The sequence below is a fragment of the Azospirillum sp. NS33 genome (assembly GCF_059703765.1).
In genome coordinates, this window is sequence record NZ_BAAKJB010000032.1 from 18566 (window position 1) to 36670 (window position 18105).

Below are 18105 nucleotides of genomic sequence, written 5' to 3' on the forward strand. Positions count from 1 at the left end.
GGGTCATGGCCGGGCCTCGGGGAGAAGGGGGCGCGCCGGCCCCTCGGCCAGCAGGCCCGACAGGAAGGCCAGCGCGCCGAGATCGGCCTTGGTCCAGCCCGGGGCCGGCCATGCCGCGCCGGAGGGCGTGACTCCGGCGGGCGTGGCGCCGGCGGGTGGGGTGGCGCGGACGCCGCGCGGGCCGGCCGCCAGGGTTTCCAGGTAGCCCAGGGCGTGGGCCACCCAGCGGCGGTTGCCGGCGACGCGGTCGCGGTAGGCGGCGCCGCGCTCCGACTGGGCGGAGTGGTAGCGCGCGACCGCCGCCTCCAGCGTGCCCTGGTCGCGCGTCAGCCCGCCCAGGAAGGCGGCGGCGTAGGCGGCGTTGGCAGCGGGGTCGAAGGCGGTGTCAAGGTCGGGGAAGGCCCCGGGGTGCCATTTCAGGTTGATCTGCAGGCAGCCCACGTCGATCGAGCGCACGCCGCGCTCCTGCTCGCGCCGCACGAAGGCGATGGCCTCGCCGCGGCTGGCGAAATGGTAGCCGCGGCCCTCGCTGTTGACGGTCCACGGCCACACCGTGAAGAGGCGGTCGGGGGTGCGCCGCCCGGCCTCGGTGAAGCCGATGGCCAGCAGGGTGTGGTCGGCGATGCCGGCCGCCCGCTCGGCGTCGAGGATGGCGGCGATGCACTGGGCCTCGGGCGGCAGCGGACCGCGGGCGCGGCGCGGCGCCGGCGCGAGACCGGGCGCGGCGCTTGGCGGCGGCGGCGGGGCCAGGGCGTAGAGGGCGGTCGTCCAGGTGCCGATCTGCGACGGCGACGCCGGGCCGGCGGCGGCGGCGGCGGAGCCGGTCGCCAGCGCGGCCGCGACCAGCAGGGGACGGAGGAGGGCGTGGCGCCGCATGGTCCTACCGCACCGACACGATGAGATCGGTCAGCCGCTCCGAATAGGTGGCGAGCGCGCCGTACATGAACGGCAGGGCCAGCACCGTGGCGACCAGGATGGCGACGATCTTCGGCACGAAGGTCAGCGTCATCTCCTGCACCTGGGTCAGGGCCTGGACCAGCGAGATGGCGACACCGACCACCACGGCGATGATCAGCGGCGGGGCGGCGATCGCCAGCACCGTCCAGATGCCGCTGCGCAGCACCTCCAGCACGTCGGCCTCGTTCATGGCCTGTCTCCCGCGGGCGCCCGGTGCCGGCGACTACACCGCCATGCGCATGATTTCCTGGTAGGCCTGGACCATCTTGTCGCGGATGGCGACCACCGACTGCACGGTCATCTCCGCCTGCAGGACGGAGCGCACGACCTCCTGGGTGCTGGCCTTGCCGGCCATCGCGGCCATGGAGACGCGCTCGCTCTGCTTCAGGGTGTCCACCGCCTCGGCGATCTGGCGGTCGAGAAAGCCGCCGAAATCGGTCGCCGCCGTCGCCTGGGCGGGGGCCGCGCCGAAGGCGCTGGAGGCGGTGCCGAAGGCGCTGGAGGCGGCGCCGGCCACGCCCTCGCTGGCGGCGGCGGCCGCGGGCGGCGTCGGCAGGGCCAGGGTGCCGCGGTTGGCGGCGTAGGCGGCGGCGACGCGGCCGACGGACATCTCGATCATGGCGGGATCCTCAGCTGCGCAGCAGGTCGACGACGCGGTTCATCATGGTCCGCGACTGCTCGATGACGTTCATGCTGGCCTCGAACGCGCGGCCGGCCTCGCGCATGTCCATCATCTCGATCAGCGGCTCGATGTTGGGGCGCTTGACGTAGCCCTGCGCGTCAGCCGCGGGGTGGGAGGGTTCGTAGTCCAGCACGAAGTCGCTGCGGTCGCGGCCGATCTGCTTGACCCGGACCACCTCGGCGCCCAGTTCGCGGTCCATCACGCTGTCGAAGGTCACCGTCTTGCGGCGGAACGGGTCGCCTTCGGGGCTGAGGGCGGTGGAGTCGGCGTTGGCGAGGTTTTCCGCCACCACCCGCAGCCGCGTCGCCTGGGCCTGCAGGCCCATCCCGGCGATCTTCAGCGTGGCGTTCAGGGGATCGGTCATGGTCTGGGGTCCTTGACTTTAGCCGTGCGGCTTAACTGTGCGACGGTGGCCTGCGCCGCGGCGTCAGCCGTTGCGCCAGGCCAGGCGCAGCATCTGCAGATTGCGCTGGAACAGGCCGGTGGTCAGGGTGAAGGCGTCACGGGTCTCGGCCCCCTTCGACATCTCCTGCTCCAGCGACACCGCATTGCCCGACGGTGTGCTTTCCCACGGTTCGTACGCGGCGTCCTCGCGGAAGGGCGCGGCGCCGCCGGTGCCGGCGAGGTGCAGGGCGGCGGTCCGGCTCGGCGTGACCGGGCGGATGTCGTTCAAAATCGCGTCGAAAGGCTTCAGGTCCCGCGACTTGTATTCCGGCGTGCTGGCGTTGACCACGTTCTCCGCAATCACCTTCTGGCGCTGCGACAAGTAGTCGAGGCGAAGTCCGGCCAACTTGAATACGCCGATTTGGCTAAAATCCATGACGTCCTCTTCATGCGACGTTGAGAAGGACCATGACGGCGGCGGTTTAAAACCGGATTTAAATCGGCCCGACTATGGTGCCGGGGCGAGACCAAGGAACGGAGAGATGGCGATGCACGCGCTGGAGGCCCTGGCCGCGGAGATCGAGCGGATGCCGACGCTGTCGTGGCGCGGCCGCATCCGCGGCGCCACCGGCATGACCCTGGAGGTCGACGGCCTGCAGCGAGTCCTGTCGGTGGGCGACAAATGCGTGGCCGAGACGCTGCAGGGCCGGCGCGTCCTGTGCGAGACCGTGGGCTTCCGCAACGGCCGCTCGCTGCTGATGGCCTTCGACGCCCTGGACGGGGTGGCCGAGGGCTGCACGGTGCGCACCGACGACACCATGGCCAGCCTGCGCCCCGGGCCGGGGTGGCTGGGCCGGGTGGTCGACGCGCTGGGCCAGCCCATCGACGGCGGCGGGCCGCTGCGCAGCGGCGAGCACGCCCGGCCGCTGCGCCAGCCGCCGCCGCCGGCCTGCGCCCGCCGCCGCGTGGGGGGGCGCATGGACACGGGCATCGCCGTGGTCGACGCCTTCGTGCCGCTGTGCCGGGGCCAGCGCCTGGGCGTGTTCGCCGCCTCGGGCGTGGGCAAGTCGACCCTGCTGTCGATGTTCGCCCGCAACGCCGACGCCGACGCCATCGTCATCGGCCTGGTCGGCGAGCGCGGCCGCGAGGTGCGGGAGTTCATCCAGGACGACCTCGGCCCCGAGGGCCTGGCCCGCTCCGTGGTGGTGGTCGCCACCTCCGACGAGCCGCCGCTGATGCGCCGCCAGGCGGCCCTGCTCTGCATGACGGTGGCCGAGGAGCTGCGCGACCGCGGCCGGCACGTGCTGGTGCTGATGGACAGCGTCACCCGCTTCGCCATGGCCCAGCGCGAGATCGGCCTGGCCGCCGGCGAGCCGCCGACCGCCAAGAGCTATCCGCCCAGCGTGTTCGCCGAACTGCCCCGCCTCTTGGAGCGCGCCGGCCCCGGCCCGGAGACCTGGGACCAGGGCAGCCCCGGCGCCCGGCCCGGCGGCGACATCACCGCCATCTTCACGGTCCTGGTCGACGGCGACGACCACGACGAGCCGATCGCCGACGCGGTGCGCGGCATCCTCGACGGGCACCTCGTGCTCGACCGCCGCATCGCCGAGCGCGGGCGCTACCCCGCGGTGGACGTGCTGCGCAGCGTGTCGCGCACCCTGCCCGGCTGCCACAGCGCCGACGAGAACGCCCTGGTGGGCCGCGCCCGCTCGGCCATCGCCACCTACGAGAACATGCGCGAGATGATCCGGCTGGGCGCCTACAAGCGCGGCTCCGACGCCGAGGTCGACGCCGCCATCCAGCTTCACCCGACCCTCGAGGCGTACCTGCGCCAGGGCAAGGACGACCGCCGCCCCGCCGCCGCCGCCTTCGCCCAGCTCGCCAGCCTGCTCACCACCCCGGGAGACCGTTCATGAGCGTCAACACGTCCCTTGCCGCCCGCGCCCTGTCCCCCGGCCGCAGCGAGGAGCGGCGCGAGGCCGCCGCGGAGAAGGCGGCCGAGTCCGCCGCCGACGCCAAGGGCGGCGGCGAGGGGATGTCGCTGGGGTTCGAGGATGTGCTGGACGCGGTCAACCCGCTGCAGCAGCTACCCGTGGTCTCCGCCGTCTACCGCGAGGTGTCGGGCGACGAGATCTCCATCCCCTCGCGCCTGGCCGGCGGGCTGCTGTTCGGCGGGCCGACCGGCCTGCTGGGCGCGGCCGCCATGGTGCTGTTCGAGGAGATCACCGGCGACAGCGTGCTGGGCCATCTGGAGGCCCTGGCCGACGAGGCGCTGCCAGCGGACGAGCCGGCCGCCCCGGCCGTGGCCACCGCGGCCGGCGGGTCCTTCCCGTGGCTGGCCGACGCCGACGCCGCCACGGGGGCGGCGGCCGGCGCCGGCTCCCAGGCGGCCCTGGACGAGGCCCTGCGGCGCACCGCCGCCGCCACCGCCGCGGCCACCGAAGCCGCGGCCGCGGCCGCCGCGGCGGCGCCGGCCGACCCGCTGGCCCCGGAAACCCTGGCCAAGCTCTACACCCTGGAGGCCACCGATTCCCGCGGCGAGCAGGCGGTGCGCGTCTGACGCGGCGCGCCGACGGGATGGAGGGTCGGCGCGCGCATGGCGTTTGACGGAACGGGTTCGAACGGGATGCCGCGGGCACGGTCGCTGATCATTGTCCTCGCGGCGATCGGCGGGGCGGTTCGGCGTCTCAGGACATCGAGCTCTCCGGGCACCCGGCGCGGTCCGCATCGAAGCGTGCCTGCGCCTCTGACAGATCCTTCTGATGATCCACCGCCCAATCGTAGAGAGCCAGGATCGGCTCCTGCAAGGTCCGGCCCAGAGGGCTGATGGAGTATTCCACCGCGATCGGCGACGCCGCGGTGACCCTTCGCTCGACCAGGCCGTTCCGTTCCAGACGCCTCAGCGTCTCCGTCAGCGCCTTCTGAGTGATCCCATCCAACCGCCGCTTGATCGCGTTGAAACGTTTCGGCTCTTCACATAGGAAGGCGAGAACCAGGATTGACCATTTGTGGGCGATCTGCTCCAGGACCGGCCTTACACCCGGCAGCGTCTCAAAAACCTCTTCTTCTGTGTATGGCATAAGGTTTCCTCGACGATACCTGGGATAGTTAAGGTGCGTTATTGACACTTAAGGCACAAGGAGTGCCTGTGTCTACGGTGTCCTTCATGAATTGGATAGGAGATCGGTTTGGCACAGAACCATTCCCCCAAGCCTGGAACCGCCGTCGTCACCGGCGCATCCTCGGGAATCGGCAAGATGTACGCCGAGCGGCTGGCCGCGCGCGGCTACGATCTGATCCTGGTTGCGCGCCGGGAGGATCGGCTGCAGGCGATCGCGAACGACGTGCGACGGCGCTTTTCGGTTGAGGCGGAGGCGTTGGCCGCAGACCTTTCCACGCCACACGGCGTTTCGGCGGTGACGACGCGCCTGTCGGCCGATCGCTCGATCTCGCTGTTGGTGAACAACGCGGGTTTTTCGGCGCTGAGACCTTTGACGCAGACGCCCGACGACACCATCGTCAGCATGATCGCGCTCAACGTCACGGCCCTGACGGTGCTGTCGAAGGCGGCGCTCATCGCGTTCAAACACCGCGGTGCCGGAACCATCATCAACGTCGGTTCGGGAGCCGGCTTCAGCCCTTATCCCGACATACCCGTTTATGGCTCCACCAAGGCCTACGTGTTCCTCTTCACCCAAAGCCTGCAGCACGAGGTGGAGGGGACGGCCATCCAGGTGCAACTGGTCCTTCCCGGTGCCGTCGTCTCGGAGGGCTGGGACGTCGCCGGTGGCGGTGCGCTCGACCCTCTTCCGCAGAGCGTCGTCATGTCCACGGAGGACTGCGTCGATGCGGCGCTGTCCGGGCTGGACCAGGGGGAGACGATCACGGCACCATCGCTCCACGACGCCTCTCTTCTGTCGGACTACCGAACGCTTTCCAGCAAGATGCTGCAGTCCGTGTTCGATGCGACGCCCGCAGAACGATACGGGCTCACCCGGGGAAGGCCCGCCTGATCGGCTGCGCCCCATGCGATGTGCGGCAATGGATGCGCTCTCGCCGATTCTGCCGCACATGAGGGCAGCGCGATAACCGCCCCGGGTTTGCCGGAGGCGGTTTGGCTCGGGTCACGCCGCCATGGCGCTGCCCTCGGCTTGAGCATCGCAGCGCGCTTCGGCCTCGGCGGGAGGACTGTTGCCGATGGGGTCGAGCAGGCGCCGGTGATCGAACCCGTCGCTCCCGCTCGTCTGCGGCGGCCCGATCGCCACCCTCCCTGCCGATCTTTGCTCACAAAGCGGCATGCTCCTTGACCGCCGCCTCCAGGCGGGCTTTGAGATCAAGGAACCGCGCGTCGATGGCCAGCGGGTCGTCCCGGTTGAGCGCGATCATCACCGCCCGTGCTTCGCCGCCACGGATCACCTCGAGCGCCGCCGTTTCGATCCCCACCACGATGGCCGCGGCCACGTCCTCGGCGCTTTCACGGGTAAAGCCCAGCTCCGGACCGGCGTTGTTCGACGCCATCATCGGGGTGTCCGTGGCGCCGGGATAAACGGTCAGCACATGGACGCCTTCGCCTTTCAACTCGCGGCGCAAGGATTCGCCGAACCGTGCCAGACCGGCCTTGGCACCGGCATAGGTGGCGTAGAATGGCGCGCCGACGAGCCCCAGGCCCGACGAAACGTTCACCACCATCCCCTCGCCGCTGGCGCGCAGCACCGGAAGGGCGGCCCGCGTCAGCAGGATGGGCGCGGTCAGGTCGACGGCGATCATCGCGAGGATATCCTCCTCCGTGACCTGCTCCAGCCGCCCGGCGCGAACGCCGCCGGCGTTGTTGACCAGGATGTCGAGTCCGCCCAGTGAGCCGAGAGCGCGGTCGAGCGTCTGCTTGCGCCCGTCGGCGGTGGCGACGTCGGCCACGATGCCGGTCACCGACACGCCAGCCGTCTGCAGGGTCTCGACCGCGGCGGCCAGCCGGTCGGACCGCCGGCCGGTGATGGCAAGGGCCGCTCCCTTTTCGCCCAGCGCCCGGGCGGCGGCAAAGCCGATACCGCTGGAGCCGCCGGTGATCAGCGCGCGTTTTCCAGAGAGAATCATGTCAACTCCGTATCGATCGATTCCGTGACGGGGCCTGTCGGCTGCGTGGCGCGGACGGCGCTCCGCCCTGTGTCAGGCACCGGCGGGCTTGCTCCACTCGTTGCCCGCCATGAAGGCGTCGAGCGGCGTGTGGGTGATGTGATTGGTGTAGTTGCTCATCACCTTGGTGGCGACGCCGAGCACGACCTCCAGGACGTTGCGGCGGGTGAAGCCGGCCGCCAGGACGGCGTCGACGTCCGCGTCGGCGACCCAGCCGCGATTGCGCACCACCAGCGAGGCAAAGCGATGCAGGGCCTCCAGCCGGGCGTCGGGCAGCTCGCTGCCGGCGCGCAGCGCGGCGATCACGTCCTCGCCCATCTTCTGCATCCGGGCGAGCGTGGTGTGGCCGGCCATGCAGTAGTGGCACTCGTTCTCGAAATTGGCGGTCAGATAGACGACCTGCTGCTCATGGGCGGTGAGCGTGGTCTTGGCGAACAGGTCCCACAGCGCCGTGTAGCCGGCCAGCAGTTCCGGCGATTCCGCCATATAGGACTGCAGGTTGGGCACGAAGCCGAAAGCGGCCGTCACGCCTTCGAAAATGGGCTTTGCGGCATCCGGCGCGGTGTCGAGGGTGTGGCTGGTGAACTGGGTCATGGTGGCGGTTCCCGTGTTCCGTCGGTTGCGTTCGACGGAACGGACCCTGACCCATTCCAGAGGCGGCGCGTAGGCGGGTTGCGCGACTAATGCCTATGCCTCCTGGGAATGATCCCGCTTGGCATGGCGTCCACCCATGTCCGCGTCCTCCGCCGGAGCATCGCCGCCGTTCACGACGCTGGCGACGAACTCCGCGAACGCCCGCGCCTTGGTGCTGGCCAGCCGGCCGGTGGGGAACACCGCCCACAGGTCGATCGGCGGCAGCGTCCAATCGTCCAGCACACGCTGCACCGAGCCGTCGGCAAGCTCGGGACCGAACATCCAGTCGGAGGCGACCGCCAGCCCCAGATCGGCCAGCACCGCCGCCCGGATTCCTTCCGCCGCGCTGACCCGCAGCCGGCCGCGCACCACGACCGACGCTTCGGTCCCGCCCTGGCGGAACGCCCAGCTGTTGCTGAGCTGGCTGTAGACCACCGCGTCATGATCGGCGAGGTCGGCCGGGGTCCGCGGCACGCCCGCGCGGGCGAAATAGCCGGGCGTCGCCACGACCGAGCGGGCACCGCTCGCGATCCGCCGCGCCACCGCCGTCGAGTCCGACAGCGTGCCCATGCGCAGCGCTACGTCGATCCCCTCGGACACCAGATCGATCACCCGGTCGTCCAGAATCACCTCCATATCCAGCTCCGGGTGACGGCTCAGGAAGTCGGGCAGGCGCGGCACGATCAGCAGCCGGGCAAAGGTGGTCGCGGCGGAGATGCGCAGCCGGCCCGACAGCCCAGCCCCGGCTCCCCGCGCCTCCAGCTCCGCTTCATCGGCCTCCCGGATGGCGAGCCGTGCGCGCTCATAAAATCGCAGCCCGGCTTCGGTGGGCGTGAGGCCATGCGTCGACCGCAGCAGCAGGCGCACCTGCAGCCGCTCCTCCAACTGCGCGATCGTCTTGGAGATGGCGGGCTGGCCCACCCCCAGCTGCCGGGCTGCGCCCGAGAAGGAGCCCGTCTCCACCACCCGCACAAAGGTGGCCATCGCCTGCAATCGGTCCATCGTTATTCCCAACAGGAATTTCCGTTATCGCTCCAGGCGGGCTGCCACCCGGAGATTGGAATGGCGATAACTCTCCCATCGGCGGCGACGCTGCAAGGGAGAAGCGAAACATGATCGAGGTTCATGGATTTGCCACGCCGAACAGCGTCAAGGTTCCGATCGCTTTGGAGGAGATGGGGCTCTCCTATGTCCTGAAACCGCCATCAGCCCCGAGGGGTTCGATTTCCTCAGCCCGCGCGGTTACGACAAGATCTTCCGCGAAGGCAAGAAAGTGCTGATGAACATCCTCGACATCGAGGTGCCGGTGATCGCCGCCCTCACCGGGCCGGTGCTGCTGCATTCCGAATACGCGCGGCTCGCGGACATCGTGCTGGCCACGCCGGAAACCGTCTTCCAGGACAAGCCGCATTTCGACTTCGGCATCGTCCCCGGCGACGGCGTCAACCTGCTGTGGCCGGAGGTGATCGGCAGGATCCGCGCCGGATCATCGACGAAGGCGCCGGGTACGGTCTGGCCCTCGAAGGCATCAGCGCGGCCGAGGTCGCCCGCTCCGCCGCCGCGAACGGCTGATCCGCATGTTCCTCCACTCCATAGGACGAAGGACTGTCCCATGTCGCTCCAGGACAAGCTCGACGCCTTCAAGGCCGATTTCCAGGCGGGCAAGCCGCCCTACAACGTCCCCCGCCCGGTGATCGAGACGATGCTCCGCGCCACTGCCGAACTGATCGCCTCGGGCGCCGCCGGGCTTGCGCTCAGGGCCGGGGACAAGGCCCCCGCCTTCACGCTCAACGACCCCGACGGCGAGGCGGTGTCATCCGCCGGCCTGTTGGCGGAGGGACCGCTGGTGGTCAGCTTCTATCGCGGCGTCTGGTGCCCTTACTGCAACATGGAACTGCAGGCGCTGCAGGCGGCGCTGCCGGCCTTCCAGTCATTCGGTGCAAACGTGCTGGCCATTTCGCCGCAGACGGCCCCGAACAGCCGCAAGTCGGTGCGTCAGAATGCGCTCGATTTCCCGATCCTGTCAGACCCGCGCAACGACGTCGCCGCCGCGTTCGGCCTGCGCTTCGCGCTGCCCGACGATCTGATCGAGCTTTACAAGGGGCTGAAGAACGACCTGCCGGCGTTCAACGGCGATGCGAGCTGGACCTTGCCGATGCCGGCCCGCTTCGTCATCGGGCAGGATGGGACGATTCTCTACGCCGAGGTCAACCCGGATTACACCCGCCGCCCCGAACCCGAGGACATGCTGCCGGCACTGCGCAGCGCCAACCGGACGGCGGTCGCCTGATCCCTGGCAATCCGCCTGCCTGCAACAACGCCTCCGTTCCAGAACCGGAGCGGAGATCGGCCACCCACGACTCCCCTGCGGTACGGACGGCGAAGACGTCATCGCTCTCCAAGCGCTCGGCGTGGATGCCGACGGTGGCCACGCGTTCCGTCAAGCGGTCGGCGGCCCAGCGCTTGGAGAGCGGCGCGTGTATGGCGTCGCCGTTGTTCTCGCACACGAACAGCTCGGCCATCATGGCGGCGAGGTCGCCGCCCTTGGCGAGGCAGGCCGCGTGGTCCCGGCAGGAGCCGGCCACCCCGTCCACCGGCCGCAGGACGTCACACACGCCCACCGCCACCGATTCCTCGCCGACGGCGCCCGCCGCCGCCGTCACGCCGGCAGGCGGCGCCGTGCCTCCTGCACCGCCTCCGGCGGCGCGTCCGTCGGAATGGTGGTGAAGAGGGGGGCCGCGGCGTCGGCGGCGCCGCCGCGCCAGAAGCCTTCGCCGAGGATCGCCCCGGCACCGCCGGCGCCGGCGTAGAGGCCGTGGAACCCCGGCGCCGCGCCGGCCGCGCCGGGCACGGTGCCGAGCAGCGCCATGCCGCGGTCGCCGACCACGTTGGCCAGCGGCTCGCAGAGCGCCAGCGCGTCGGCGTCGCACTCCCGCACCATGACGTGGCGCACCGCCGGTGTGGCCACCGCGCGCACGAGGTTGGCGAGTTCGAGGCCGAGGTCGTCGCGCAGGAACCCGTCGCCGTCATCCTCCACCAGGTCGCGCAGCAGCACGCCGATGCCGGGCAGCGACAGCGCCAGCGGACGGCCGCCGCAGGTGGCGGCCACCGCCTCCAGCGCCGTCCCCACACCCGCCTGCCAGGCGCGGTCGGCGAGCAGGGCGGCCAGCGTGGCCAGGGGCACCCTGCCCTCCCCGCCCGCCCGCTCCAGCCCCAGCCGGATGGCGGGGGCGAGGTCCAGGTCGACCACCTCCAGCCCCAGCAGACGGGTCAGGTCGCGGCAGAACAGGCCGAGCTGCCCCGGCTGGCCCCACGGGTTGGCGCCGCCGCCCAGCACCGCCGTGCCGAAGGCGAAGCCGTCGATCCAGTGCCGGGGCAGCCCGGCGGCCATCACGCCGCCCCCGCCGCGGCCCGCTTCGCCGCGGCCAGTTCCTGCTCCAGCCGGTCGATCTTCGCCTGGAGCGGGTTGGCCATGACCACCGGCGGCGACACCATGCCCGCGGGGTGGGTCGAGTCGGGAGAGCCCGCGTGCACCCGCGCCGGATCGTCCCAGGAGCCGTAATAGGGCACCGCCGGCGACGGCCGGTCGGTCACCCACGCCTTGCAGAACGCGTCGAAGGGCGTGCTGGTGCGGATGCGCTCCCGCCGCCGCTCCGTGCGCAGGGCGGCCGTGGCGCCGGCGTCGACACGCAGGGTCGCCGCGTCGTAGACGACGGCGTAGACCCGCCGCGCCACGTCGTCGGAGACCAGCCCCTCCTCCATGTCGCGCATGACCGCCGCGGGATCGCGGTCCAGCGGGTCGCCCATGCCGCCGCCGGTGCCCTGGGCGATCATGTAGAGCTCGCCGCGCTTGGCCAGGCTGTAGGGCAGGAACATGGGGTGGGTGGAGTACTCCGCCCCCTCGAAGGGGCGCTCGTTCATCAGCTCCTCGATGGTGTAGCGGAACTGGCCGGGGTTGGTGCGCAACAGCTCGAACACATCGACGCCGCGGATGCGCGCCAGCGGGTAGGTCGGGCAGCCATAGCCGCCGAACAGGCCGGGCACGTTGGGGAACTTGGAGCCGATGGCGGTCAGCATGAAGCCGAACGCGGCGCTGTCGCGCATCGCCAGCACCATCTGGTAGCCCATGCCGCCGCGCTGCGCCCCGAACCCCTGGTTGTCGCGCATCAGCTTCTTCGAGACGAGCTGGATGAACGGCATCTCCTCCTCGATGAACTCCTGCTCGCCGAGGTCGGCCATGGTGGCGAAGATCGGCGCGCAGGAATGCTGGCCGTCGCGGTCGGCCAGCGCGCCGCCCCCCATGCCGTTGATGTCGGCGCAGACGTTGCCGACCATCTCGCCATGCTGGGTGATGCCGCCGAACAGGAACGTGTTGATCATGTTGAACCACGGCGCCACCACGCGGGTGTACTTGGTGGGCACGCTGTAGAGGAACTTCATGGCCGAGACCTGGGCGACGCTCCACGCCGTGAACACCGACATCATCGATTGGGCGTTGGGCGTGCCGAAGGCGGGCTTGAGGATCGACGGCGTGTCGAAGACGAATTTGATCGGCTCCAGCACCCCCTGGTTGCGCGGGATGTCGGGCCAGATGAAGGTCAGGAAGAGCTGCGCCAGCATGCCCTTGACGGTGATGTCCAGGCTGTTGTTGGAGCGGTTGGTGAACTCCGGGCTGGAGCCGCGATAGTCGAAGACCATCTCGTCGCCCTTCTTGGTGAGCGCCAGGTTGATCTTGATCAGGCAGTTCTCGCGCAGCGTCCCGTCGGTCCACCAGGCGTGGCGGGTGGTGCCGTCGGGCCATTCGCGAAGGCGCCGGCGCACCTCGGCGGCGGTGTCCTCCAGGTTGGTGCGCAGCGCCGCCACCACCGGCGCCACCCCGTACTCGGCGATGGCCTCGTGGATGCGCTTCTCGACGCGGCGGCAGACGAACAGCTTCACCTTCATGTCGGAGTACTGCAGCTTGGGCTCGCGCACCGAGTTCTGCAGGAAGGTGACGACGTCGCGCTTCAGCTCGTAGTTCTCGGCGACCTTGAAGGGCGACATCTTCAGCCCCTCGTCCCAGATCTGCTCGGCCGTGGAGGGCATGCCGCCGGGCTCGATGGCGCCGTTCTCGCCCTCGTGCACGGTGGCGCCGACCCAGGCGACCAGCCGCCCCTCGTGGAACACCGGCAGCATCAGCGACTGGTCGGTGTTGTGGGCCTGCCCATAGCGGGCGTCGTTGACTAGGAAGGCGTCGCCCTCGCGCACGCCCACCGAGGGCTCGTCGGTCCAGTATTTGTTGATGAACTTGATGGGGTACTGGACGAGGTTGCAGAAGATCACCACGCCGCCGGTGCTGGCGAGGCTGAGGTCGCCGCTGGCGGTGTAGATCGCCGACACGCAATCGCCCCACTTCGCCCCCGGTGCCGCGCCCATGTTCTCCAGCATCTCGAAGCTCTCGTTGACGCCGGCCAGCAGGCGCTCGCGCACGATCTCCAGGCGGTGCGGGTCGGACTCGCGGTGCAGGCACTCCTCCTCGTAGGGGGTGCGCGGCTCCAGCCCGTGGTTCTCCATGATCTCCGGGTCGGGGGCGAGGAACAGGCTGGTCTCGCGCAGGAACCGGTCCACCGTGGACGAGGCCGCGCAAGGGGCGGCCGTGGAAGGGGAGGCCGGCGCCGCGGCCGTCCCGGCCGCCCCGTCGGCGGTGGCGTCGATCGCCAGATCGATGTCGTGCATGGCGGTGTCTCCTGATGTCCCTGCGTCAGTCGTGTTTCTCGAAGAGGCCGCTGCCGAAGCGGCCGATCTTGAGGCGCCAGCCCGGTTCCACCAGGAAGGTGGTGGCCGGCGCCAGCACCACCGCCGGGGCCTCCACCACGGCGCCGTAGTCGAGGTCGGCGCTATCGTGGAAGGCGGTGGCGAGCGGCCCGTCGTGGCCGAGGAAGTGGCAGTCCTTGGTCATGAAGGGGGCGCCGGCCGGCTTCAGCGCCCCGTCGTCGGGCAGCACGCCGGAGAACTCCATCGGCGCCATCTGCGAATAGCTCGCCACCCGCACCGTGTTGATGCGGATGCCGGCCTCCGGCGCCTGGCTGCCCTCGCCGTAGCGGCGGCCGTAGTCGCGCGAGAAGGTCTCGATCAGGGCCAGCAGGTCGTCGGCGGCGTGCAGACGGTTGTCGGCGCACACCACGGCGGTCTGGGCGAGCTGGTTGCCGTAGCGCATGTCCAGCTCCAGCCGGTGGCGCACCCGTTCGCCATCCACGCCCTGGCGCAGCAGATCCTCGCGCCCGCGCGCCTCCAGCTCCTCGACGATGGCGTTGAAGCGGGGGAAATCGTCGAACAGGGCGCGGGTGTTGCTGTCGTAGAGGGTGAGGTAGACCGACTTCTCATGGATGTGCATCTGGTCCATGTTGCCGGCGCCGATCGCCGAGAAGATCGCGCTGAACGGCGGCACCAGCACCCGGCGCACGCCGATCACCCCGGCGATGCCGCAGGCGTGCATCGGGCCGTTGCCGCCGTAGGCGAGGATGGTGAAATGGCGCGGCTCGTAGCCGCGGGCCCGCAGCTCCTGGGCGATGCCGTTGGCCATGTCGTTGTCGACCTTCTCGCGGATCGCCTTGGCCGCGGTGACGGTGTCCAGCCCCATGGGCTGGCCCACCTCCCTGGCGATGGCGGCCTCGGCGCGGCGCAGGTTGAGCGCGATGGTGCCGTTGGCGTAGCGGTCGGGCAGCAGGTAGCCGAGCACGAGGTCGCTGTCGGTGACCGTGGGGGTGCGCCCCCCGCGGTTGTAGCAGGCGGGACCGGGGTCGGACCCGGCGCTCTCCGGTCCGATGGCGACGGTGCGGCGCAGCCGGTCGTAGCGGGCGATCGAGCCGCCGCCGGCCCCCAGGGTCACCAGATGGACCATGGGGATGTTGACCATCCACCGCTCGATGACGGGGTTGAAGTCGTAGAACTTGACCCCGCCGCGCACCACCAGCCCGATGTCGAAGCTGGTGCCGCCCATGTCGGTGCACACCACGTTGCCCAGATCGGTCTGGGCCGCCAGATGCTCCGACGCGTGGATGCCGGCGACCGGGCCGGAATGGATGGTCTGCAACGCGTCGGTGGAGTTGAGCTGGGCCATCCCGCCGGAATTGTGGATCACCAGCATCGGCTTGGCGTAGCCGTGGTCGCGCAGGTTCAGCTCCAGCGTCGACAGGCCGTGGTACATGGCCTTGTGCAGGAAGGCGTCGATGATGGCCGACGACGTCCGGGCGTACTCCCCCTTCCGGCCACCCACCTGGTGCGACAGGATGACCGGGGCGGCGCCCAGCACGTGTTCCGGGAACTCCTCGCGGATGACGTCGGAGACCGCCAGCTCGTGCTCCGGGTTGACCACGGCGTTGACCAGCGAGACCACGAAGGCCTGCACCCCGCGGTCGACGAGCTGGCGCACCTGGGCGCGCACGTCCTCGGGGTCCAGCGGCATCAGCACGTCGCCGCGCTCGCCGACGCGCTCGCGCACGCCGGCGATCATCGGGATCGGCACCAGCGGGTCGGGGCGCTCGGCCATGGGCAGGTCGCGGCGCATGCGGTCGGGCAGCCCCTCGCCGTAGCCGCGGCCACGGCTCAAGGGCACCATGCTCTCGAAGCCGGCGGTGACCAGCAGGCCGACGCGCGGCCCCTTGCGCTCGATCAGCGCGTTGGTGCCCAGCGTGGTGGCGTAGCGGACGGAGTCCACCTCCGCCATCACCCGGTCCAGCGACAGGCCGATCTGCTCGTAGGCGTTCTTCAGCGCGGCGTTGAAGCCCAGCGCCAGGTTGTGGTGGGTGGTGAGGGCCTTGGCCTCGACGTAGGCACCGTCCCAGAGCAGGGAGCAGTCGGTGAAGGTGCCGCCGATGTCGACGGATACGCGGCGCATGGTCGGTGTCCCCGGATCAGTGGTGCCGAATCAATGATGGTGGTGCGGCGGCGGCGTGAAGTCCGGCCCCAGCACCGGCGCCTCCAGAGGCGTCCGGGCCGCCCACTGCGCCTTGAGTGCGTCGATGTCGAACTCGATGTCGTGGGACGGCGGATGGCCCGGCGGCAGGTACTCCACCTCCACCAGATGCCCGCATTCGGGGCAGCAGTATTCCAGCAGCCGGCACCACGTGCCGTCCGGGGCGAAGGTGTGGTCGTAGCGCGTGGTGTCGAGAATGGGGGCGTGCACCGCCGCCGGCTCGCGGTCGCGCACCAGCAGCCCGGCCTTGTAGGTGGTGCGGGCGGAGACCAGGGCGTGGCCGCAGTCCGTGCACTCCCACATCTCGGTGTCGAGATCGATGCGCAGCGCCGACGTGACGAAGACTTTCATGGGTTCGTTCCTCCCTTAACGGCGCAGGAAAAGGTCGCCGTTGTCGCTGACGACGAAGCGCCAGCCGTCCTTGACGAGCGTGGTGAAGAAGGCTTCCTCGACCAGGCACGGACCCCGGCCCCAGTCGCCGGGCTGAAGCTCCTCCAGCCGGTGAAGCGGCAGGGCGCGCCGGCCCTCGCGCACGGCCACCGCCGCGGCCTCGCGCCTGGGCTCGCAGGCGGTGCCGCCCAGCGTCATGCGCGGGATGGCGCGGGTGACGCGCAGCTCCATCCAGCACCCCGCGCGCCCGTCCGCGCGGTCCAGCACCGCGTCGAGGGGCTGGCGCACCGGCGCGCCGTCCACCTCCTCCAGGGCCGCGAACTCCAGGGTGCAGTCGGCGAGGTCGAAGCCCTCGGCCAGCATGCCGCGGCGCGCCTGCTCGCGCAGGTCCGCCTGCACCGCCGCCGGGTCGGCCCCGGCCAGCGCCGCCACGTGGCTGTGCTGGATGTCGCTGAAGGCGATGCCGAAGGCGCTGAACACCGCGGCGAAGCGCGGGATCAGCACGGTGTCGAGGCCGGCCTGCTCGGCGATGCCGCAGGCACTCATCGGCCCTGCGCCACCGAAGGCCAGCAGGACACGGCCGGGGGTGACCCCGTGCTCCTCCACCAGGGTCCGGGCGATGGCGCCGTCGTAGGCGGCGATCATGGAGTCCACCGCCCCCTGGGCGTCGAGGTCGAGCGGTCCGGCGACGTTGGCGGCGATGACGCGGTCCGCGCGCTCGCGGTCGAGCGTCAGCCGGCCGCCGAAGTAGCTGTGCGGGTCGAGGATGCCGTCGGCCAGGAAGGCGTCGGTGATGGTCGCCTCCGAACCGCCGCGGCCGAAGCAGGCCGGGCCGGGGGCGGACCCGACGCTCTGCGGCCCGACGGCGATGCGCCCGGTCGCGGCGTCGCCGCGGATGATGGAGCCGCCGCCGACGCCGATGGACTGGATGCGCGCCATGGGGAAGGGCATCGGCGCCCCTTCGATGGCGCCGCAGGGCTCCACGGCGACCCGGCCGGCGTCGAACACGGCGATGTCGGTGGTGGTGCCGCCGATGTCGATGGAGACCGCCCGGGCGATCCCGTAGTGGCGCAGCAGCACCTCGGCCCCCACCACCCCGCCCTGCGGGCCCGAGGAGTAGGTCTTCACCGCCACCGTCTTGGCGACCCGGCTGGAGGTGCCGTCGTTGCGGAAGATCAGCAGCGGCTTGCGGGCCCGCGCGTCGCGCAGACGGTTCTCGGCGTTGTAAAGGAACTGCTCCATGGCGGGGTGCAGGAAGGCGTTGACCAGCGCCGCCCACACCCGCCGCTCGGCCGTGCCGAGCCGCGCCAGTTCGGTGGAGAACAGCAGCGGCACCGCGCCCAGCAGATGGCGCGGGAACGCCTTGTAGAGCACGCGCCCCACCGCCTTCTCCCGGTCCGCGGCGTCGTCGCCCGACAGGGCGACGACGATGCGGCTTGCCCCGGCCGACACCAGCTCGGCGACGGCGGCGATCAGGGCCAGGCGGTGCGCCTCCCCCTGCGCCGGCGGCACTGTGCGTGCGCGCGGGCCGACGAACGCCGCGAACAGCTCCGGGGATGCCGCGGCGGCGCTCTCCGCCAGCCCGTCGTCGTCCACCAGAAGCCCCAGGCGGGGGCCGCGGCGCTGGACGATGGCGTTGGTGCCCTGGGTCGTCGAATAGCGGATGGTGTCGATGCCGGCGACCAGCCCCAGCAGGTCCGGCTCGCCCAGCACGCGCTCGGCGAGCGCCTCGAGGCCCTTGACGAAGCACTCCGTCAGGTCGTGCGGCGTCGTGATGGTCTTGACGTGGATCGTCGCCGTACCGTCGGTGGCACAGACGTCCGTCAGGGTGCCGCCGTTATCGATGCTTACCAACAGGCCCACTGCTTGTCCTCCCTGACCGGCGGCGGAGCCGCGCGCCTTGTCCTGATCTCCATGCCCGCATCGTCCGGGTGATCCGATCCGCCCGCCCCACCCGAAAGGAGTGCCGGGCGGA

General features: G+C 70.8%; 18 protein-coding genes. 4 read left to right on the plus strand and 14 right to left on the minus strand.

All coding sequences use genetic code 11. From position 1 onward, the window contains the following. Positions 1-3: 3 nt before the first annotated feature. From AC6H2I_RS23385 to AC6H2I_RS23405, 5 genes are all read right to left on the minus strand, one after another. Positions 4-876 carry a lysozyme family protein gene (locus tag AC6H2I_RS23385; protein WP_497503163.1) on the minus strand — a complete coding sequence of 291 codons (873 nt, stop codon included), beginning with the start codon at positions 874-876 and terminating at the stop codon, positions 4-6. A 4-nt stretch (positions 877-880) separates the two neighbouring features. Next, positions 881-1147 carry a flagellar biosynthesis protein FliQ gene (gene fliQ / locus AC6H2I_RS23390; RefSeq protein WP_497503164.1) on the minus strand — a complete coding sequence of 89 codons (267 nt, stop codon included), beginning with the start codon at positions 1145-1147 and terminating at the stop codon, positions 881-883. A 33-nt stretch (positions 1148-1180) separates the two neighbouring features. Further along, complete coding sequence (gene fliE, locus AC6H2I_RS23395) at positions 1181-1576, minus strand: flagellar hook-basal body complex protein FliE (protein WP_497503165.1); 396 nt, start codon at positions 1574-1576, stop codon at positions 1181-1183. 10 nt (positions 1577-1586) lie between these two features. Further along, positions 1587-2003 carry a flagellar basal body rod protein FlgC gene (flgC, locus tag AC6H2I_RS23400; protein ID WP_497503166.1) on the minus strand — a complete coding sequence of 139 codons (417 nt, stop codon included), beginning with the start codon at positions 2001-2003 and terminating at the stop codon, positions 1587-1589. A 63-nt stretch (positions 2004-2066) separates the two neighbouring features. Continuing rightward, on the minus strand, positions 2067-2459 hold the full coding sequence (locus AC6H2I_RS23405; RefSeq protein WP_497503167.1) for a flagellar biosynthesis protein FlgG: 393 nt from the start codon (positions 2457-2459) through the stop codon (positions 2067-2069). A gap of 112 nt (positions 2460-2571) precedes the next feature. Here AC6H2I_RS23405 and fliI point away from each other — a divergent pair, with 112 nt between their 5' ends. Continuing rightward, positions 2572-3939 (plus strand): flagellar protein export ATPase FliI, encoded by a 1368-nt coding sequence (gene fliI, locus AC6H2I_RS23410; protein ID WP_497503222.1) that lies wholly within the window; start codon positions 2572-2574, stop codon positions 3937-3939. Then, positions 3936-4583 (plus strand): hypothetical protein, encoded by a 648-nt coding sequence (locus AC6H2I_RS23415; protein ID WP_497503168.1) that lies wholly within the window; start codon positions 3936-3938, stop codon positions 4581-4583. The genes fliI and AC6H2I_RS23415 overlap by 4 nt, the downstream gene beginning before the upstream one ends. Positions 4584-4710: 127 nt before the next feature. Here AC6H2I_RS23415 and AC6H2I_RS23420 read toward each other — a convergent pair whose 3' ends face one another. Then, positions 4711-5103: a winged helix-turn-helix transcriptional regulator gene (locus tag AC6H2I_RS23420; protein WP_497503169.1), complete on the minus strand. Its 393-nt coding sequence runs from the start codon at positions 5101-5103 to the stop codon at positions 4711-4713. Between the two features lie 108 nt (positions 5104-5211). On the opposite strand from AC6H2I_RS23420, the gene AC6H2I_RS23425 reads away from it, so the two are divergent. Continuing rightward, entirely contained in the window at positions 5212-6036 is an 825-nt protein-coding gene (locus AC6H2I_RS23425; RefSeq protein WP_497503170.1) for an SDR family NAD(P)-dependent oxidoreductase, read from the plus strand. A gap of 271 nt (positions 6037-6307) precedes the next feature. On the opposite strand, the gene AC6H2I_RS23430 is transcribed toward AC6H2I_RS23425, so the two are convergent. From AC6H2I_RS23430 to AC6H2I_RS23440, 3 genes are all read right to left on the minus strand, one after another. Further along, entirely contained in the window at positions 6308-7114 is an 807-nt protein-coding gene (locus AC6H2I_RS23430) for an SDR family NAD(P)-dependent oxidoreductase (protein WP_497503171.1), read from the minus strand. A gap of 72 nt (positions 7115-7186) precedes the next feature. Next, positions 7187-7747, minus strand: a complete 561-nt coding sequence (locus AC6H2I_RS23435) for a carboxymuconolactone decarboxylase family protein (RefSeq protein ID WP_497503172.1) — start codon at positions 7745-7747, stop codon at positions 7187-7189. 93 nt (positions 7748-7840) lie between these two features. Beyond that, complete coding sequence (locus AC6H2I_RS23440) at positions 7841-8788, minus strand: LysR family transcriptional regulator (RefSeq protein WP_497503173.1); 948 nt, start codon at positions 8786-8788, stop codon at positions 7841-7843. 277 nt (positions 8789-9065) lie between these two features. Here AC6H2I_RS23440 and AC6H2I_RS23445 point away from each other — a divergent pair, with 277 nt between their 5' ends. After that, complete coding sequence (locus AC6H2I_RS23445; protein WP_497503174.1) at positions 9066-10076, plus strand: peroxiredoxin-like family protein; 1011 nt, start codon at positions 9066-9068, stop codon at positions 10074-10076. A 369-nt stretch (positions 10077-10445) separates the two neighbouring features. Here AC6H2I_RS23445 and AC6H2I_RS23450 read toward each other — a convergent pair whose 3' ends face one another. Genes AC6H2I_RS23450 through AC6H2I_RS23470 form a run of 5 tightly spaced genes read right to left on the minus strand, consistent with a single transcriptional unit; the run spans position 10446 to position 17984 of the window. Next, complete coding sequence (locus AC6H2I_RS23450) at positions 10446-11177, minus strand: hypothetical protein (RefSeq protein ID WP_497503175.1); 732 nt, start codon at positions 11175-11177, stop codon at positions 10446-10448. Continuing rightward, entirely contained in the window at positions 11177-13501 is a 2325-nt protein-coding gene (locus tag AC6H2I_RS23455) for a hydantoinase B/oxoprolinase family protein (RefSeq protein ID WP_497503176.1), read from the minus strand. Before AC6H2I_RS23455 ends, AC6H2I_RS23450 begins: the two co-directional genes overlap by 1 nt. A gap of 25 nt (positions 13502-13526) precedes the next feature. Beyond that, the gene (locus tag AC6H2I_RS23460) at positions 13527-15662 is read right to left on the minus strand and encodes a hydantoinase/oxoprolinase family protein (protein WP_497503177.1); all 2136 of its coding nucleotides are present in this window, start codon (positions 15660-15662) and stop codon (positions 13527-13529) included. Positions 15663-15692: 30 nt separating this feature from the next. Then, positions 15693-16091 carry an acetone carboxylase subunit gamma gene (locus tag AC6H2I_RS23465; RefSeq protein ID WP_497503178.1) on the minus strand — a complete coding sequence of 133 codons (399 nt, stop codon included), beginning with the start codon at positions 16089-16091 and terminating at the stop codon, positions 15693-15695. Positions 16092-16106: 15 nt separating this feature from the next. After that, a complete protein-coding gene (locus AC6H2I_RS23470) occupies positions 16107-17984 on the minus strand; it encodes a hydantoinase/oxoprolinase family protein (RefSeq protein WP_497503179.1) in 1878 nt (625 codons plus the stop codon). Positions 17985-18105 lie beyond the last annotated feature (121 nt).

Coding starts and splice junctions, on each gene's coding strand:
- AC6H2I_RS23445 (WP_497503174.1), top strand. CDS start 9,066: ATGAACATCCTCGACATCGAGGTGCCGGTGATCGCCGCCCTCACCGGG.
- AC6H2I_RS23435 (WP_497503172.1), bottom strand. CDS start 7,747: ATGACCCAGTTCACCAGCCACACCCTCGACACCGCGCCGGATGCCGCA.
- fliE (WP_497503165.1), bottom strand. CDS start 1,576: ATGATCGAGATGTCCGTCGGCCGCGTCGCCGCCGCCTACGCCGCCAAC.
- AC6H2I_RS23405 (WP_497503167.1), bottom strand. CDS start 2,459: ATGGATTTTAGCCAAATCGGCGTATTCAAGTTGGCCGGACTTCGCCTC.
- AC6H2I_RS23440 (WP_497503173.1), bottom strand. CDS start 8,788: ATGGACCGATTGCAGGCGATGGCCACCTTTGTGCGGGTGGTGGAGACG.
- AC6H2I_RS23420 (WP_497503169.1), bottom strand. CDS start 5,103: ATGCCATACACAGAAGAAGAGGTTTTTGAGACGCTGCCGGGTGTAAGG.
- fliI (WP_497503222.1), top strand. CDS start 2,572: ATGCACGCGCTGGAGGCCCTGGCCGCGGAGATCGAGCGGATGCCGACG.
- AC6H2I_RS23455 (WP_497503176.1), bottom strand. CDS start 13,501: ATGCACGACATCGATCTGGCGATCGACGCCACCGCCGACGGGGCGGCC.
- AC6H2I_RS23465 (WP_497503178.1), bottom strand. CDS start 16,091: ATGAAAGTCTTCGTCACGTCGGCGCTGCGCATCGATCTCGACACCGAG.
- fliQ (WP_497503164.1), bottom strand. CDS start 1,147: ATGAACGAGGCCGACGTGCTGGAGGTGCTGCGCAGCGGCATCTGGACG.
- AC6H2I_RS23430 (WP_497503171.1), bottom strand. CDS start 7,114: ATGATTCTCTCTGGAAAACGCGCGCTGATCACCGGCGGCTCCAGCGGT.
- AC6H2I_RS23460 (WP_497503177.1), bottom strand. CDS start 15,662: ATGCGCCGCGTATCCGTCGACATCGGCGGCACCTTCACCGACTGCTCC.
- flgC (WP_497503166.1), bottom strand. CDS start 2,003: ATGACCGATCCCCTGAACGCCACGCTGAAGATCGCCGGGATGGGCCTG.
- AC6H2I_RS23415 (WP_497503168.1), top strand. CDS start 3,936: ATGAGCGTCAACACGTCCCTTGCCGCCCGCGCCCTGTCCCCCGGCCGC.
- AC6H2I_RS23450 (WP_497503175.1), bottom strand. CDS start 11,177: ATGGCCGCCGGGCTGCCCCGGCACTGGATCGACGGCTTCGCCTTCGGC.
- AC6H2I_RS23385 (WP_497503163.1), bottom strand. CDS start 876: ATGCGGCGCCACGCCCTCCTCCGTCCCCTGCTGGTCGCGGCCGCGCTG.